Raw genomic sequence first — 17,319 nt, 5'->3', positions numbered from 1 at the left:
AGTGAGCTCATGAATCATCATTACCATGTAACGATATCCTGGACCGGGAATTCTGGTACAGGTACCAGTGCTTATACCGCTTATGAAAGGGATCACAGCATCAAAGCCCAGGGAAAGCCGGTGCTGCTCGGATCCTCGGACCCTGCATTCCGAGGCGACGCGACGAGATACAACCCGGAAGAGCTCTTCCTGGCTTCCCTTTCCTCCTGTCATATGCTCTGGTACCTGCATTTTTGTGCTGAAGCAAATATCATTGTATTGGAGTATGGTGACCAGGCTGCAGGGACGCTGACCGTGGATGAAAGCGGCAGCGGGCATTTTACAGAAGTAATTCTGAAACCTGAAGTGGTCGTCGCAAAGAGCAGTATGAAGGACAAGGCTTTAGAATTGCATAAAAAGGCTCATAAATTTTGTTTTATTGCCAATTCATGCAATTTCCCTGTTAAACATGAACCACTGATCCGGGTTATATAGTTTCCTGCCCTGACGAGATAAAAAGTGAAGAGGATCGATTACAGCTTTTCTGTCTCGTCGTAAAGCTCGGTGATCTGGCTGTTCCCCCCGGCGCCTGAATGTTCACTTTGCATCTGATCAAGCCAATTGGCAACCATTATCTTGCTGGTAGCATTACATGCCTGCAGGCCATAGGAATAAGGTCGTACACCCAGTGCGTGTGAAAAAGCGATATCACAAATGGCATCGACCACTTCTCCTTTTACGTTTATCACGCGGTAAGACGGATCGATATCGATACCCCCTATATAATAGTGCTGCTCCTCTCCTTCCCTGAAAATGTTCCCGCTTAACGATTCGTCTCCTTTATGGTGGGTCTCTGAATACTCTTTAAACCTGGCCCTGGCCTTTCTTACATGCCCTGCTTCCGCAAGGGCTCGGAAAGGAAACTCTTCCAGTTCTACGAGATCCTGCCCGGCGCAATTGATAAACAGCGGGTACGTTATTTCCTCTTGCCCCCCGTTCTCCTTCTCTACAATAACTTTGGTCTTATCTCCCTTACCGCAATCCCCGGGAATTTCCACTTTCCCGGTCACCAACTCGATACACCCGGCTTTATACAATGCCAGTAATATTCTTGCGGAGGATAATGGCAAGGCGGATATTACATTCAACAGGAAAGGCATGATCTTCTTATGTAATAAGATATGATCTTCTGCCGGCAACATCTCTGCATGGAAATTAAGGCTGTACATCAGGTCATCCAAAGTTTCTTTCCAGTGCGCCGGCTGATCGTTTGCAAATGATCTTTCGGCCTGTGCCAGCTCATGTTTCATCCCTTCAAAGGCCTCCTGATATTCATGTTCCCCTGACATCAGGTCTACAAAGTCCTCTATCCCGAACCCCGGTTGATCCAGGATATCGATATCCGTGGTCTTCTGGTCTTTCCGGAATGCTTCCCTCAGGGCGGGCTTACAGATCTCCCGGAAATAGGTTTCAAGCCTGATAAATCCATCCTCATCCCTGAGCGACAGCAATTTTTCGCGGTCCGTATGCCGGTATATCTCCCGCATAGGTTCTTCCTGGAGATATTGCAAATGGGGCAACCAACCTTCTGCAGAATGCATTTGGATCCTGAAATCCGCCGCTCCTTCAACAAGGGTGAATTTGAGCTCTCCATTATTTTCTGTAAAGGAACCGTGCCGGTGAGCGAGGGAAGTGACCACGTCAAATGCGCTCAAAGAGGCCCCCAGGGTACCGATGGTAAAATTGTGAAAGGATCCCTCAGGGGGGAACAGTTTCTGGATGGGCCATGGGGAGGCATAATAACCATTGTCGGGTTGATCTCCTTCGATCCATGCATGACCCGTAGCTATGACCACTTTGGAAAAATCATACTTCTCCCCCCGCTCATCAATGACCTTTACCGGGGTGCTGGGCTTGTCATAAACCACATCTGCCACCTTGGTATTGTTCAGTTCCCTGACAGCAACACCCCGGGATTCCAGTCTATTCACCAGGCTATTATACTGGGCGTGCAGGTAATGCCCGAGGGCCACCCGGCTGTATACTTCGGAGTCATCGATGTCCCTGTCCTTTATATTCAGGGCTTTAAGCGTTTCATTGTCCTGCTTCCTGAGCCAGTTACCAAAGGTTTCAGGAAGTTCAGGAATTTCATCTGAAGAAATATTGGCAAGGTTATAGATATCCGTGGTCCTGGGGCTGTAGGGCATCCCCATGGCCATCTTGTCCTCCTTTTCAAAAATAGTGACTTCAAGGAGAGTATCCCTGAATACCTCCAGCTGATCCGAAACGTGTTTCAGGAAAAATAAGGCAGTGGCACCACTGCCGATAACACCTACTTTAATGGATCTACTCATATTTGGAAAATTAGGATCAGCCCTGCTTATCAACCCCTTCAAAAACCACAGACTCCAATTTGATCGGAGCTTTTTCTACCGCTTTGGCTAACTGTTTGTTAGATCTGAAAGATGCCTTTTGAAGGAGCCTGGTCTCATAGTGCAATTCAAACCTGGATTCCTGGAAAGGCCAGGGTTCAATACTCACCTTCCCGGGTTCGCCATGAATAAAATAGCGGTGATGTTCCAGTCCTTTATTGATCTCCAGTTTCCGGTCCCGGGCAGGCAGCTGACGCTGGCAGAGGATCAGGGAAGCGCGGTCACAAAATCGCATTAGCCCATAGGCCTCCTCGAGGTTATCTTTGCTCCAACCGTATAATTTCAATTGTTTCTTTCTCTCGGTCAATACCATATTGAAAAAGCTCTTAAAGCCTTTGTGTGCGGCTATTTTATCACCATAAAGGAATTCGAGATGAGCCCCGATCAGCAATGCCACCATTTGTGATTTCTGGGCTGCATTTTCAATTACAAGTTCAGCATGGGCCAGGGCATCCGAATCAGATCGTTTATCCTGGGTGAAATCCATGGGGGTGCCGATATCTGTGAGGTAATTCTTTTTATCAAAATCTAACAGGTAATCGTCATGCTCAATGATAGCCGTAAGCACATCTTCCCAATAGGCAGGTCTGAATGAAGGCTTTACCTGCATAGCTATTTTGCCGGCTAATAAGCCATGGGTATAGTGAGAGATAACTTCCCAGCCTTCCAAAAGATGATTCACTATCATGATCTCCAGGTATCGTTATACAATATTAGAACAGGCACGGGATAAACATGTTACCAGACACCCTAAAGATTAACGCTATTCAATTTATATCTGACTATTTCAGCAGACGGGAATAACCCGGTTATCACCGACAAGTAATTTTGCTTCTACTTTGCTGCTCTTAAAGCTATTATATTATCGAATAGAGCCTTCTCCACGATCTTCTATCAGCTAATTTAACCACACCTAGAGCTGAACATAAAAACAACGATTATGGCTAAGAAAGAATCTAACACTCAAAAAATAGAGCAGTTACAAAAGAATATGGTCGATCCTGAAGGCAAGGCCCTCACCACCCGTCAGGGGGTTAAGGTGAACGATACCAATAATTCCCTTAAAGCAGGCCCAAGAGGTTCTACCTTGCTTGAAGATTTTCTGCTCCGTGAGAAGATCACCAGTTTTGACCACGAAAGGATCCCGGAACGGATCGTACATGCCCGGGGAAGTGGGGCGCATGGTTATTTTGAATTGCATGACAGTATTGCCGAATTTTCCAAGGCCGGTATTTTTACCGATACCAAACGAAAGACCCCGGTCTTTGTCCGGTTTTCCACTGTTGCGGGATCTAAAGGTTCCCCGGACCTGGCTCGTGATGTCCGTGGGTTCGCCGTCAAATTCTATACGGAGGAAGGCACCTGGGATCTCGTCGGGAACAATATGCCGATTTTCTTTATACAAGACGCCATGAAATTCCCGGACCTCATCCATTCTGTAAAGCCGGAACCCAATAAGGAGATCCCGCAGGCAGCATCGGCCCATGACACCTTTTACGACTTTATTTCCCTGACTACCGAAACACTGCACAACCATATCTGGGTAATGAGTGACAGGGCGATCCCCAGGAGTTTGCGGATGATGGAAGGGTTTGGGATCCACACCTATCGCCTTATCAACGATAAGGGGGAAGCTCATTTTGTAAAATTCCATTGGAAACCTGTGTTAGGCGTTCACTCGGTCACCTGGGATGAAGCGGTACGCATCAATGGCGCAGACCCGGATTTCCACAGGCGAGATCTCTGGGATGCTATTGAATCCGGACAATACCCTGAATGGGAACTGGGGATGCAGATAATCCCGGAAAAAGATGAACACTCTTTTGAATTTGACCTGTTGGATCCGACGAAGCTTGTGCCGGAAGAAATGGTACCTGTCAAGATCATAGGGAAAATGACCCTCAACCGGAACCCTGAGAACTTTTTTGCCGAAACCGAACAGGTGGCCTTCCTGCCCGGAAACATAGTACCGGGAATCGACTTTACCAACGACCCTTTGTTACAGGGAAGACTTTTTTCTTACCGGGATACACAGCTTTCCAGGCTGGGCAGTCCTAACTTTCACCAGATCCCTATCAACCAACCCGTGACCCCGACTTTCCATAACCAGCGAGACGGACACATGCAAACCCAGATCCCAAAGGGACAGACCGCGTACTTCCCCAATACCCTGGGCGGGGGTTGCCCCCATTTGTCTAAAATAGCTGAAGGAGCTTTCCATTCCTATGAAGAGCGAATTGACGCAAAGAAAATACGGACTAGAAGCAAAAGTTTCAGCGACCATTTCTCCCAACCTGCATTGTTCTACCGCAGCCTGGCTCCTTGGGAGCAGGAGCATGTAGCGGATGCGTATTCCTTTGAATTGGGGAAATGTATGCACGACCATATAAAAGAAAGAATGTTGTGGCTTATCCAACAGATAAACAAGGATTTGGCCAGGAAGGTGGCAGGGAACCTGGGGATGGAGATTCCGGGTAAGATAGAACAACCCGTAAACCAGGCTATTGGTGCAGACAGCAACCCGGAAGATTTTCAACCCGGACCGGCTAAGAATTACCTGGATAAATCCTCCGCCCTGAGCCAGGCAAATACCCGGTTTGATAGTATCGCAACCAGGCAAATTGCCTTTTTGGCAGCAGAAGGTTTTTCCGAAGAACAATTCAGCGAGATGAAAAATACCCTTGAAAAAAGGAAGGCAGTCGTACAGGTTGTGGCTCCCCACGGTGGTAGTATAAAATCGGATAAAGGAAATAAATTCGCTGTCGATGCTGCCATTGCCACCACGGAAAGTGTCTTGTTCGATGCAGTTTATATTCCCGGCGGCGCAGCTTCTGCAAAGGCGCTGCTGAAAGAGAAGAAATTCCTAAAGTTTGTGAACGAGGCTTTTAAACATTGCAAAGCCATTGCCGTGTCCGGTGAAGGAAAACAACTGCTGGATGAAACCTTTGCTAAAGATCACAAAAAAGACAAGGCATTGTTTATCGATGCGGATAACGATAAGTTCTGCGATGCCATTGCTCAGCACAGGAACTGGGACCGGATGGAAGTTGCGAAGGCTGTTGCGGTCTGATAAGAACCGATCCATACAGGCAGTAAGGGCTTCCCTGAACCTGTGGTATCAAAAAAAAACGGGAACTTTTATAGTTCCCGTTCTTGTTTAGCACAAGTAATACTAACCTGAATTTCTGCTTTAACCTACCGGTTCAATCTTCCGAGGCATCAGCAATAGTGCGTACCAGGGCGGTATTAAAGCGGTAGCGAAGGAACAATTCATGGGTGTTTCCCGCATTGGCGATAACCTGTTTACCGAACTGGGTTTCATAGGCATAACCGAGATCGAACTGGTTCCAGAGATTAAGTTTGACCAGGCCCGCCATAGCTTTATCCGTGCGGTAGCTGAGTCCGAACTTCAGGATCTGCTTATAATCTGTCATAGCTGTTAATTCGAGAGAAGCCGGCGCTCCCGAAACGTAGCGCAGAAGGGTTGATGGTTCTAAGGTCCATTCGCCCGAAAGGTCAATATCATACCCACCACTGAGATAGAGATGAGGCCTGTCTGTTACTGTGGATGCCATCCCGTCCTCGGCCTTTACTTTTTCACTGCTCAGCAGCCTTGGTGCAGAAAGTGAAATGTAATATCCTTCAGCGGCCCAGTAAGCCCCCACCCCGATATTCGGGGAAAAGTTACTGATATCCTGGAGGGAGGGATCCGAATTAATATTATAAGTCTCAAGTCCACTGGCGTTTACACTGTAAAAATTACCCCCGGCCTTTAAACCCAGGTACAAGGTAGAACCAGCTGAGAAGGGAAGTTCGTATGAAGCATCCACTGTTGCAAAGGTTTGTTTTTCCACGAAGGAACTTTCATTGATCATAGAAACCCCTAATCCTAAACGATTGGCAACCGGGGTCCCGAAGGAAACGATCTGGGTTTCGGGAGCATCCTGGATATTGGTCCACTGCCGTCGTATACTACTGGCCAGGAAAGTCTCTCCCTGGGCTCCTGCGTAGGCGGGGTTGATCACATTCATGTGGTACCGGTAGAGATTAAAATTTGGATCCTGTTGCCCACTGGCTACCATGGATACCAAGCCTATAAATAGGAGGAGCAGGGCTTTTGATTTTTTTACACACTTCATGTTCTGGATTATTGATGACATAATTGGTCTCAAGGGTAATACTGTAATATTTTGTTATTATTCGGTTACGAATAACCATCCTTCTTTATCGATCTTCCCATCGGAATCCAGGTCGATCTGGTAATAGTAGGTCGCTCCTTCGGGAAGAATGCGCCCGCTTTTCTTAAATGACCCATCCCAGTCGTTGGCGTAAGCACGGGTACTGTAAACCACCTGCCCGTAACGATTGTAAACGTAGACCGTTGCCGTAGGGTACATCTCAAGGTTTACGATATTCCAGGTATCATTGATCCCGTCTCCGTTAGGCGTAAAGGTTTCCGGGATCTTGACCTGGTCCATGGGATCACTGACCGTGTCTTCCTGCCCGGCTGAGGAGTCCGGAGCTGTAATTTCAGGATCGCAATTGTCCGGGATACCATCTTCATCCAGGTCTTCATGATCATTGATCACCGTTACGGAAACAGCTATTTCAGCAAAATTGCCAGCTGCATCTGTCGCCATAAACATAAGTTGCTGTTCTCCCACGTCTTCACAACTGAATAATTGTCTGTCCACCTCCAGGGAGGCAATTCCACAATTATCCGTAGTACCTGCATCGATGTCTTCCGGGGTTACTAAGGCTTCCCCATTCGCATCCAGGTAGACGATGAGATCCCTTCCAACAATATCTGGTGCCATTGTATCGATAACCGTCACCTGGGCGGTGGCAGTTGATCGGTTGCCTGCGCTGTCGGAGACCGTCAGGATCACCTGGGTAATACCGAGGTCCTCGCAGCTGAAAATTTCCTGGCTTGCTGTGAAAGATACAATGCCACAATTATCGGTAGATCCGGCACCCAGTTGTTCCGCAGCCAAAGAGACTGTCCCTTCTTCTCTTAATTCCAGGGTCAGGTCACTGACCATTATCACCGGAGCAGAGGTGTCAACAACTTCTACCGTGGCCGGCAAGGACGAGCTATTGCCACTTGCATCGGTAGCAGTGATCAATACTTCCCTGCTCCCCAGGTCTGCACAACTGAACGTATTCCGGTTCAGTGCAATAGTAAGATCAGAACAATTATCCACACTTGACAATACCAGGTCAGCAGCTTGTATTTTCACTTCCCCCATTGCATCCAGAGTTGCTTCTATATTCCTTACTTCCAAAAGCGGAGCCATATCGTCCTGGACCGTCAGAGAAGTGGTGCAACTACTGCTGTTCATATAATTATCCCATACAGTAAGTTCGATCTCATGAGTTCCTTTATAACTGCAATCCAGGATAGGTTCCATATTGATCTCCATCGTGCTGATTCCGGATTCATCAGTAGAACCATCATCGAACATAGCTGCCTCGATACTTGCATTCCCATTCGCATCCAGGCTCAGGACTACTTCACGACAGTTGATCAACGGTGCGGTGGTATCTTTAAAAACAGTTAGTGCTACCGTATCACCTTGCTGGCCGTGTGGATCGGTCAGCCAGAATGAAATAATTATTTCACCATCAGGCAATTGGGAAAGATCCAGGGGTCCTGATGCTTCGTTCTGTTGTATCACCTGGCCGGACCCTGTAAGCTCCCCGTCTTCAGAAGTATGCCGGATACTGTATCCCCAGCTGCTCCCAATTTCTGCATCATTCCAGTTAAATACAAAACCGGCAACATTGGCAGAATTAATGAACTCAATCCCGGAACTGATCGAATACCCGGAAGGTGGCTGTGTATCTTTCAGGCTGGTGGCAATCTCTGCAGCACCGGTTAGACCTTCCCCGTCAGTCAGGGTAAAAGTAAGCTCCAGTAAACCATCCGCCAGGGTAGACAGGTCAATCCCGTCGACCTCGAAATATACCCCGGGAACATTCCCGGATCCGGAAATTTCATTACCCGCGGTGTCTGTAAAGACGTAATTGAATGTCGTTCCCGGTTCTGCCATATCCACAGCAAAGTGAACCGCCGTGGAATTACCCGCCAAAACAGGGTTTGTTAAGTTACTGAGCAGGTATCCCGAGGGGGTTGTGCTTTTCTGAAGTGCGGAAGTTTTTAGTTCTCCCTGGTTTCCGCTGGAGTCAACCAGGTAGAGTTCCAGTTCCAGGGCGCCGTCCGGAAGATCAGTAAGATCAAAGTCACCTGCCTCCTGGGGGTTGTTCTCTACTGTGCCGGAAAAAGTTTTGATAGCACCAGATGCACTGTGGCGGAACTCTACATAATAATTGCTGCCGATCTCTCCCCCGGCGAAAGAAAAACTGTAAGACGATACGTTCTCGTCTGTTATATCTGCTGGCACATCTATCTCGTATCCGGATGGAGCCACACGGTCCAGCCGGTAAAAATAACCCGATCCTATCCGGTCAACATAAGCCGGGTCGGGCCATGCACTGATAGAGACCCTTGCAGATCCTACCAGGACCTCATTTCCCGACAGGGCCACCGCCTCCCCGTAGTTCCAGTATGTCCCACGCTGTGGTGCAACCAGCTTGCGCTTCAGGGTCCAGTTCCCTTCCTGGTCCTGTTCATATAAGTATGCGGATCCTGCCTCCTGCAGGAAATTACCATTTTCTATATCGTAAGAATCGCGGTATGCCCCGATGACAGCCAGGTTTCCATCCAGCCCGATAGAATACCCGAACCTGTCATTGACCAGGACAGGTGCCTGTAGTTTGGAACGTTCTGTATAACTTCCGTCTGTATTTTTTTCAAAAACATAAACCGCCCCCGGATCCGAGTAAGGCATAATGTTCGCCATGATATGCTTTTCAGAAACGGCTACACTCCAGCCGAAATTTGAACTGGTCGGGAAATCTGCAGGAGCTATAATTTGTTGTTCCTCGTACACTCCTTCCGCATTCCTCTCAAAGACATAGACCGCTCCCTTATATTGTGGACCGGCGCTGGGTGCACCGACCACCAGGGTCTCTGCATACAGATCGACTCCCCGGCTGAATTCCCTGTAAGCGGAACGATCAGAGGCTACTATTTTCTGGGATTGTCTCCAGACGCCATCGCCATCCCTGTGAAAGACATATGCAGACCCTGCCCTGTCCATAGTATTGAGACCATCTGCATCTTCGTCTTCCCAAATTGCATTGGCTACCAGCCAATCTCCCTCCAGGTCGATCTGGTGCCCGAAGAGGTCGTTTTCCACACCATCCTGGGCTTCGAGTATCTGTTTCTCCTCCCAGACTCCGGAGGTATTACGTTCAAATATATAGATCGCTCCTTTGTTGTTATTCCTGTACATGGTAGAAACTACAGCATAATCTCCTGAGATAGCTACACTTTGGCTGAACCTGTCCCCTGCAGTCCGGTCAGAAGCAATAAGTTTCTGTTTCTCTACCCACTCTCCTTCGGAATTCAGTTCATATATATAAGCCGCACCGGAGCCGGTCATATAATTCTGGTTATCGAGGTCATAGGTATCTCTCAGCGAACCGATGATGGCACGATCTGCCTTAACATCTACCGCATAACCGAAATTTTCCGCGCTGTTCTTATCGGATGGAAATACCTGTTGCAGGTCTTCCTGTTGCGCCAGCAGCACGCCAATGGAGCAGTAAGAAAGTAAAAATGCAACACCTGCCTTTAATATGGCTGTTGCAAAAGAAGAGGGAAGAGATTTCATTGAAAAGGATTAACAGTTGATTGTTGCGATTGTTCCGATTGAATCGTCGATGAAATGCAAATTTCTTCGATGAGTGTAACCAACTGCGAATAAACTCTCTATAGCTATAAACCTCAAATTTATGTTGTGAACTGCTGGTTTCCTGCAGTCTGCAGCGTTAAATTTAATGTGGGGAGGAGGGGCTTTTGCCCCCGCCATTAACGCTGGAGGTCCACGCACTGATACCTGAGGCTTACCTGATTATTGATAAACCAAATAATTACCGGATCGCAGGATGTACTATTGATCCCGGGCTATCCCGAAGACAACACTATTAAGAAGCTATGTCCCTGAAACTGTTTTATTACTGGCATACCGAAGCCAGCTGATCGCCAGGATGGCAGAAATCGCAGACCCGGCCAGCACCCCTATTTTGGCAATAGCCAGCATATCGGGCTCTTTGAACACGATCCCGGCTATGAAGAGTGACATGGTAAAACCAATCCCTGCCAGGGAGGAAAGTCCGGCCAGGATTTTCCAGTTCATGCCTTCGGGTAATTGACTTAATCCCAGCTTACTGGCGAAATAATTAGCTGTCAGGATCCCAAATAGTTTCCCGAACACCAGCCCTGCCATTATTCCCAGGCTGAGAGGGTGAGTAATCATCTTCAGCAGGTTACCTTCCAGACTGATCCCGGAATTGGCAAGGGCAAAAACAGGGAGAACCAGGAAATTCACAAACGGTTTAATATCTTTTTCTATGCGTTGCAAAGGGGTCAGGGCTCTTTTACTGTCCCGGATCACCCCCTGTATGATCTTAACCTGTTCTGCAGTAAGCAGCCCTGTGGGGGTTACACTGGCCGAGGCAAATTGCTCTGACCTGGATACCAGCACTTCTTTATAAGACTCCTCGGTTATCTTGGTCCTTGCCGGGATACATAAAGCTGCCAGGATCCCGGCCAGCGTGGCATGTACTCCTGATAAGAGCAATGCTACCCAAAGTCCAAATATCCCGACGATCAAATAGAACCAGGTATTTCGGATTCCCATGAAATTACCGCCCAACATGATCAGGAAATACACCAAGGCTGCCAGTAGATTACCCATATCGATCCCGGTTGTGAGAAAGAATGCGATTACCAGGATGGCCCCGATATCATCAGCCGCCGCAAGGGCCGTCAGGAATGGTTTCCCGCTTCGTTTAACAATACCACTGGCCAGGGATAGAAATCCTACCGCGAAAGCGATATCTGTTGCCATAGGAATACCCCATCCTGCCACTGCCGGGGTGCCCCATGTGATTGCCAGGAAGATCAACGCAGGGAGGATCATCCCCCCCAGGGCGCCGATCAAAGGCCCCGAAGCCCGTCGAATGGTGGACAAATGCCCATCAATAAACTCTCTTTTGATCTCTAATCCTACTAGGAAGAAAAAATAGGCCATCAGGAAATCATTGATCCAGTGTCTCAAAGTCTCTTCGATCCTGAATCCTTCGTAACCAATAGCGATCTTGGTTTCGAATAACTGGTGATAGGTTGTAGTCCAGGGAGAATTGGCCCAGAACATGGCGATGATTACCATGATCATCAACAGGGTGCCCAGGGTGGTACCGCTGTCAAAGAAAAACCGGACATACCGGTAGAATCGATCTATAGGTTGTTCTTTCAGTTTTATTTTGTCCTGCACATCAAAAAGGTATTAGCTGCAGAAGTTTACAAAAAAATCGGTTTTATAAAAATGCTATCCCATTAAATCAGAACGGTATACATACCATTATAACAACCCCATCCTCCTAAGAGCCGACCATTAAAGCTATCCCTTGGTTGCTCCTGTAGGATTCTGAACATCTTAAATTCCTGTTTTCCAGCCATCAACCTGCTTAAACTAATTTTATCGGAATAGGGTAGAATTATTCCCTGAAACTTTATTAATTTTGCGACCTGCTTACGGGATGTGGCGCAGTCTGGTAGCGTACGCGCATGGGGTGCGCGTGGTCGCTGGTTCGAATCCAGTCATCCCGACCAAAAAAGCCGGGTATTATACCCGGCTTTTTTTTATTCTCCAGTTTTATTACCCGCGCTTTTTAAGTGCAGCGAATAGTTGAAACAGTTGCGTTAATTACCAAACTGCGCTAACTGCTGTCCGGCTCCTTTTACCCTTAGGGTGAGCACATACTTTTTTTCGCTTTGCGTGGGTAGACCGTAATTATCATAAAATGTGGCTTTGAGGTAACTCTGGGTAGATGCCCTGTTCCCCAGATATTTTACATTGATCATCCAGGCTCCGCCCAGGGTATCATCGAGGAAAAAATCTTTGGAAGACCAGCCGTATACCTGTTCGTTCAGGATAAGATCCCGGTCGGCTGCTGTACTATGAATCCAATCATATACCTGTTTATTCGGGTTTACAAACTGCACAATGAACTCCGCTTCACTGTCATTCCATTCCAAAACTATTCTTTTTCCCCCCAGGTAGGATGCATTCTCCTCTCTTAATTTTTTTCTTAGTTCAGCCCCAAGAGATACTTTATCATTGATGCCCTCGAACGAAAGTAATTCTCTTTCATAATACGGACCGAATTCCAGGGTATCTGTCTTGATCATTCCCTCTTCGAAGAGTGTTCCCAACCTGAATAAGAGCGCAGCTGCCTTTCCCGCTTCTCCTGTGTTCTGATAACTGTGAGCCAGGTCCAGGTAAGATTGGGGATAGCTTGTGCGGAGGCTGTAGATCTTCTTGTACAGTTCCCTGGCGTCATCCTCTAACCCGTGTTTTTCATATAGATAAGCTACAGCTTTAAGCAGTACGGGATTTTCTGAGAAAAGATGGGCATTCTCCAGGATCAGTCCTGAGGCAAAATCAGTTTTATTCCACTTCGTCATAAAATAATCCATAGCATCGAGGTAGAAATACGGGTATTGCCTGTAAACCTCCCGGAAAGATTCCAGCGTAGCTTCTGCTTCCGTGAAAGAATTGCTCCGGTGAAGGGCCTTCAGGTATTCCGGTGCATTCCTGAGCATTGCTTCCTCATCCAATACATCACCATCATAGCGCCTGGGATTAAACCGCATGGGGTCCGGACGTTTAAGCATTCCCGGGGTGACCCCGCTGACATTGGTATTGATCACGATGACTCCGCCATTCCCGGCAGCGCCATAGGGGATGGTCATGTTCAGGTTATTCAGCACCGCGATCCTCTTAATGTTATTGGGGTTGATCCATACCGGCGTATCAGTAAACACCTGCCCGTCTACATCAAATATGGCCGGGGTATCATTGCTGATAGAGCTGCCCCCGCGAATCTGCACACTGCCGCCACTGGAACAATTTCCCCTGATAGAAACACCGGGGAACTGGTTACGGAGAATATCCAGTACACAGAGTGCAGCACTGGTCATCTGGTCATCATACAGAAACCTGACGTTTCCGCTAAAAGCCCTTTGGTCCTTATAACCAAATGCGGTCCATAGCATCTCTTTATCATAATAATAATCCTCCTTGGTGTTCTGGGATTTCTTACGATTACTTCCCGTAATCGTCACTTCTCCGAGTTCTTTGTATTCTACCAATAAAGTCACATTGACGATCCGGGTAACATCCTCAACAAAGACCCTTCGCGATTCAAAGCCGGTATAGCTGAAGTTAAGGATATCCCCCACTTCAGCTTTGATCTGGTAATAGCCTTTTTCATCGGTTACGGCCAGTACTTCAGAATTCTCTACCTGTACCTCGGCACCGGCCAGGGCAGAGATCCCGTCTGTCACCCTTCCTTTTATGAGCCGCTCATCCCCCGCTGCAGAACCGAGCTGCACCAGGAGAAATAATAACACGCTTAGATAAACTGGTTTCATCACAATTTTTATTTAAAAATACGGAAAAAAACAGCAACCCGGAATACCATAACAGTCCATGTTACAGCCTCTTAAATAATTGGCAATACATTAAGAAACAAAACATTAGCCACAGCGTCTCTATGAAAACCCGATCGCTATGCCGGGTGCATTATTAACCTTAATCAGAACATAATGAAAACAACAAAATTTATCAGGCTTCTTCTTTACTTCCCCATCCTTGTATTAGTATTAGTAACCAGTTGTACTACTGAAGACAGCGACTCCGAGATTCCCCAGGGTACAATATCCCTGATCTCCTTAGAAGACAATGAATACCTGTTAGATGAGAATGCAGATTCTTTGGTGCTTCGCTTAAAGATCGCCCCTAAGGCGACCACTGAAGGCACCGTACATTTAAATTTCTCTGGGAATGCCCACTACAACCAGGATTACACCACTATCCCTCCTTCAGCGGGGAACCAGATAGCCATTCCCTTCTCCCCTGCCCAGGAATTCGTCAACCTGGTTCTTCACAGGAAATTTTCTGAAGAGGAAACAGAGAAGGAACTTCAGGTACGGCTTGTTGCTGTTCCCGGAGGTTTCAAAATTGAGGAACCTGCCAGCGCGACAGTCATGATAGCTCCACGGCTAAAAGAAATTAACCCGGTCAACTTTGAATATACCAGTTTAAAAGTCCGGGAAAATGAAACAGGCGGATTAAATGTGCTCTTAAACTGGTCACAGCCCACAAGCAAATCGGAGCAGATCACCCTTAAAATGATTACCACAGATCAGAACCAGTACGGTGAGCGGTTTACAACAACTCCCCAACCGGTACTGGGCGAAATAAAGATCGATGTCCTTCCAGGTGCGACATCTGCCTCTTTCAGTTTTAAACCGGTGAACGACCAGGTATTAAAGGAAAATGCTGTGGTGAAATTCCAGATCAACGCTCTTTCTTCCGGGCTGCATGCCGGTGAAAGTAACACTCTGGAAATAACCCTGGAGGATGATGATCGGCAAACCGGAACAGTACATAAACTAGCAGAAGTGAGAGAACTCTTTGAGGGTCGAACCGGTGACTGGTATTTCCCTGAAGACTATGTCGTGGAGGGAGTGATCACTTCTGACCAGAACGTCCTGGATGACAAGACGGTCTACTTACAGGACGAAACTGCCGGCATAATGATACGGTTCTTCCTTGCTCGCAATTTCAAAATCGGGGATAAGATCAGGTTAAACCTGAAATCTGCAACGGGGACCCACTTTAACGGGCAGAAAAGTATTGACCAGGTAAACCCGGAGGGATCAGTATTAATCAGTGAAAACATGATCGTACAAGCCGAGGAGATTACCCTGGATCAGTTCTTGAGCGGTGATTACGAAGGTAAGAGGGTGCTGGTCAGGAACGTTTCTTTTGTCAACGCTGATGGAAATATTACTTTCCTGGGCAGCCGTACCATCACCGATGATGTCCGGGTAGCCTCTGTAATTACCTATGCGAGTGCAGCTTTCAGTAATACGGTGTTACCTGCCGGACAGTTATCGATCTCAGGGATCGTGGGCGATTGGGGACGAATTATGCCACAGCAGTATTCTCAGGACATCATTAAACTATAGGGTATGAAGACATTATTATGAAGACCTGATTCGCTCCTCATCATTCTGGAATACCTTTAAGATATCAGTAATATGCATCCGGGATAGTCAGATGGTACAAATAAATCCAACCAGATCTGTCCCGGTTGGATTATTACAATAAAGTATGTGAGATTCTTAACTTACATTTTCTTCTACCTTCCTGCTGCTGAAAGCATCGTCTACTTCTGTATGGAAAATATGGTTAGAATAATTACTTATGGTCTTAACAGATTGCGCCAGGATAATAGCCAGGATCTGTTTCTCATCGAAGCCAGCATCCAGAAATTCCCGGGCTTCCGCGGGACTCGGATTACCCTTGCTCCGATTCATGATCTTAGTAAATTTTACCAGCGCTGCATATTTTTCACCGGGAACTTCTTTGCCTTCCCGAATAGCCTCAGTTACTGCCTCCGGGGTTTTTGACATCTTATCTGCGAAAAACTATGTGCCGCTGTGCAGTAATTACACCCGTTATCCACACTCAGAGTGAGAAAAACGACTTCCTGTTCGGCTGGAGAAAAGCCACTTTCACTCCTGAATTTTTGGTAACCTAAGTCATATGTCTCCTGTAAGCCGGGCAGGTTTACCATGTTCCTGTACATATTAGGGATCATCCCATTGGCTTTCTGAGCTTTTTCCAGTATGGCCTTCTGCTTCTCATTTGCAGTTTCTGAGGTCACGGGTTGTAACCCGATGCTATAAGTGTTATTTGACATTGTTTTGATTTAAGGTTTATGCTTAAGTCGCTTTAAACTACGCTGAATTACGACTTTAACAAAGGTTTGTGAACCAGGCAAAAAAAAGCCGGAACCAATGGGGTCCGGCATTTATTGCTTAAAAGGATAATGATCCTTTCCTCATGAGCCTTTAGGCGGTATCGGGCTAGGAACTACGTTATCTATAGGTTTAATGGTCTTCAGGTATTTGAAGATAGATTTAAGGTCATCATCCGTCAGCATACGGTACTGCTGCCATGGCATCGGGGGTAGTAAAGGCCTGCCGTTCACCATCCCTTTGTACTTACCTTCTTTTATTGCGACCAGGAACTGTTCCTCGGTCCAGCTACCAATCCCCGTTTCGTCGGGGGTAAGGTTTGCGGCAAAGGAAGTCCCCCAGGGTCCGATAGCAGCTGTGAGCCCCATATTGAAAACCAGGTATCCCTGCACCTGGGAGGGATCCAGCGGTGGCAATTGCTCTCCGGACGGGTGACCGGACAGGAATAAGTCCGGATCGGGTTCTGGCCCGTGGTCAGTCATCTTTTTCGGGGTATGGCAATCCGTGCATCCCATGGCGTTGACGAGATATTTACCTCTTTCTGCAGAAACAGCCGCTTCTGTTGCCATCGCTATCTCTTTTTTTTCATTCAGGGGTTCTTCCTTGGATTTAGGTTCGTTACAGGCTCCCATCAGGGACAGGATACCTAAGGTTAAGATTGCTTTTTTCATATAATGGAATTTAGTTCTCTACTTTAGTTCAACACACCCATAAGCATCTCACAAGGGTCTGCAGATGTATTTATATACACTTTAAGGATAGCCTGTAAGACCATCCCGATTAATATGGGGGATAAATCGAGGGAACGTTCCCGGGGGAGAAAAATCATGTACGGGACTGGACCAGGTTCCAGGTGCCATCAACACCTCACTGCCACAGTCCGTAACAAACTGTATTTCAATGTTAAATATAGAAAAAATCAGGATATGATTTCCGTAAATTTTC

Annotated in this window: 12 protein-coding genes and 1 tRNA gene; 4 read left to right on the top strand and 9 right to left on the bottom strand. The window is 47.1% G+C overall.

Going from position 1 to position 17,319, the window contains the following annotated elements:
- Nucleotides 1-9 precede the first annotated feature (9 nt).
- The gene (locus CLV82_RS13875) at nucleotides 10-474 is read left to right on the top strand and encodes an OsmC family protein (protein WP_133644942.1); all 465 of its coding nucleotides are present in this window, start codon (nucleotides 10-12) and stop codon (nucleotides 472-474) included.
- A 38-nt stretch (nucleotides 475-512) separates the two neighbouring features.
- Here the strand turns inward: CLV82_RS13875 and CLV82_RS13870 are convergent, their stop codons facing one another.
- Together CLV82_RS13870 and CLV82_RS13865 are read right to left on the bottom strand one after the other, a co-directional pair.
- Complete coding sequence (locus CLV82_RS13870) at nucleotides 513-2,333, bottom strand: FAD/NAD(P)-binding protein (protein WP_133644941.1); 1,821 nt, start codon at nucleotides 2,331-2,333, stop codon at nucleotides 513-515.
- Nucleotides 2,334-2,349: 16 nt separating this feature from the next.
- The gene (locus CLV82_RS13865; RefSeq protein ID WP_133644940.1) at nucleotides 2,350-3,099 is read right to left on the bottom strand and encodes a DUF3891 family protein; all 750 of its coding nucleotides are present in this window, start codon (nucleotides 3,097-3,099) and stop codon (nucleotides 2,350-2,352) included.
- A 252-nt stretch (nucleotides 3,100-3,351) separates the two neighbouring features.
- Here CLV82_RS13865 and CLV82_RS13860 point away from each other — a divergent pair, with 252 nt between their 5' ends.
- The gene (locus CLV82_RS13860) at nucleotides 3,352-5,481 is read left to right on the top strand and encodes a catalase (protein WP_133644939.1); all 2,130 of its coding nucleotides are present in this window, start codon (nucleotides 3,352-3,354) and stop codon (nucleotides 5,479-5,481) included.
- 133 nt (nucleotides 5,482-5,614) lie between these two features.
- Here the strand turns inward: CLV82_RS13860 and CLV82_RS13855 are convergent, their stop codons facing one another.
- From CLV82_RS13855 to nhaA, 3 genes are all read right to left on the bottom strand, one after another.
- Nucleotides 5,615-6,550, bottom strand: coding sequence for a PorP/SprF family type IX secretion system membrane protein (locus CLV82_RS13855; RefSeq protein WP_166636718.1), 936 nt, complete (start codon nucleotides 6,548-6,550; stop codon nucleotides 5,615-5,617).
- A gap of 57 nt (nucleotides 6,551-6,607) precedes the next feature.
- A complete protein-coding gene (locus CLV82_RS13850) occupies nucleotides 6,608-10,150 on the bottom strand; it encodes a T9SS type B sorting domain-containing protein (protein ID WP_133644937.1) in 3,543 nt (1,180 codons plus the stop codon).
- Nucleotides 10,151-10,471: 321 nt separating this feature from the next.
- A complete protein-coding gene (gene nhaA / locus CLV82_RS13845; RefSeq protein ID WP_133644936.1) occupies nucleotides 10,472-11,815 on the bottom strand; it encodes a Na+/H+ antiporter NhaA in 1,344 nt (447 codons plus the stop codon).
- 261 nt (nucleotides 11,816-12,076) lie between these two features.
- Here nhaA and CLV82_RS13840 point away from each other — a divergent pair.
- Nucleotides 12,077-12,153 (top strand) — tRNA-Pro (locus CLV82_RS13840).
- Nucleotides 12,154-12,243: 90 nt separating this feature from the next.
- Here CLV82_RS13840 and CLV82_RS13835 read toward each other — a convergent pair.
- Complete coding sequence (locus tag CLV82_RS13835; protein ID WP_133644935.1) at nucleotides 12,244-13,977, bottom strand: carboxypeptidase-like regulatory domain-containing protein; 1,734 nt, start codon at nucleotides 13,975-13,977, stop codon at nucleotides 12,244-12,246.
- A gap of 174 nt (nucleotides 13,978-14,151) precedes the next feature.
- Here CLV82_RS13835 and CLV82_RS13830 point away from each other — a divergent pair, with 174 nt between their 5' ends.
- Nucleotides 14,152-15,579 carry a DUF5689 domain-containing protein gene (locus tag CLV82_RS13830; protein WP_133644934.1) on the top strand — a complete coding sequence of 476 codons (1,428 nt, stop codon included), beginning with the start codon at nucleotides 14,152-14,154 and terminating at the stop codon, nucleotides 15,577-15,579.
- 156 nt (nucleotides 15,580-15,735) lie between these two features.
- On the opposite strand, the gene CLV82_RS14935 is transcribed toward CLV82_RS13830, so the two are convergent.
- The 3 genes from CLV82_RS14935 to CLV82_RS13820 all read right to left on the bottom strand — a co-directional run bounded on the left by CLV82_RS14935 (nucleotide 15,736) and on the right by CLV82_RS13820 (nucleotide 17,045).
- Complete coding sequence (locus CLV82_RS14935; protein WP_243744225.1) at nucleotides 15,736-15,930, bottom strand: carboxymuconolactone decarboxylase family protein; 195 nt, start codon at nucleotides 15,928-15,930, stop codon at nucleotides 15,736-15,738.
- 71 nt (nucleotides 15,931-16,001) lie between these two features.
- Nucleotides 16,002-16,316 carry a carboxymuconolactone decarboxylase family protein gene (locus CLV82_RS14930; protein WP_243744224.1) on the bottom strand — a complete coding sequence of 105 codons (315 nt, stop codon included), beginning with the start codon at nucleotides 16,314-16,316 and terminating at the stop codon, nucleotides 16,002-16,004.
- A gap of 141 nt (nucleotides 16,317-16,457) precedes the next feature.
- Nucleotides 16,458-17,045, bottom strand: a complete 588-nt coding sequence (locus CLV82_RS13820) for a c-type cytochrome (RefSeq protein WP_133644933.1) — start codon at nucleotides 17,043-17,045, stop codon at nucleotides 16,458-16,460.
- Between the last annotated feature and the right edge of the window lie 274 nt (nucleotides 17,046-17,319).

The organism is Zeaxanthinibacter enoshimensis (assembly GCF_004362865.1).
GTDB classification, from domain to species: Bacteria; Bacteroidota; Bacteroidia; order Flavobacteriales; family Flavobacteriaceae; genus Zeaxanthinibacter; species Zeaxanthinibacter enoshimensis.
This window is presented reverse-complemented; position numbering and strand designations above follow the sequence as displayed.

Bases quoted from the DNA above. Each gene is read 5' to 3' on its own strand.
- CLV82_RS13820 (WP_133644933.1), bottom strand. From the start codon at position 17,045: ATGAAAAAAGCAATCTTAACCTTAGGTATCCTGTCCCTGATGGGAGCC.
- CLV82_RS13875 (WP_133644942.1), top strand. From the start codon at position 10: ATGAATCATCATTACCATGTAACGATATCCTGGACCGGGAATTCTGGT.
- CLV82_RS13850 (WP_133644937.1), bottom strand. From the start codon at position 10,150: ATGAAATCTCTTCCCTCTTCTTTTGCAACAGCCATATTAAAGGCAGGT.
- CLV82_RS13865 (WP_133644940.1), bottom strand. From the start codon at position 3,099: ATGATAGTGAATCATCTTTTGGAAGGCTGGGAAGTTATCTCTCACTAT.
- CLV82_RS14930 (WP_243744224.1), bottom strand. From the start codon at position 16,316: ATGTCAAATAACACTTATAGCATCGGGTTACAACCCGTGACCTCAGAA.
- CLV82_RS13855 (WP_166636718.1), bottom strand. From the start codon at position 6,550: ATGAAGTGTGTAAAAAAATCAAAAGCCCTGCTCCTCCTATTTATAGGC.
- CLV82_RS13835 (WP_133644935.1), bottom strand. From the start codon at position 13,977: ATGAAACCAGTTTATCTAAGCGTGTTATTATTTCTCCTGGTGCAGCTC.
- CLV82_RS13860 (WP_133644939.1), top strand. From the start codon at position 3,352: ATGGCTAAGAAAGAATCTAACACTCAAAAAATAGAGCAGTTACAAAAG.
- CLV82_RS13830 (WP_133644934.1), top strand. From the start codon at position 14,152: ATGAAAACAACAAAATTTATCAGGCTTCTTCTTTACTTCCCCATCCTT.
- CLV82_RS14935 (WP_243744225.1), bottom strand. From the start codon at position 15,930: ATGAATCGGAGCAAGGGTAATCCGAGTCCCGCGGAAGCCCGGGAATTT.
- CLV82_RS13870 (WP_133644941.1), bottom strand. From the start codon at position 2,333: ATGAGTAGATCCATTAAAGTAGGTGTTATCGGCAGTGGTGCCACTGCC.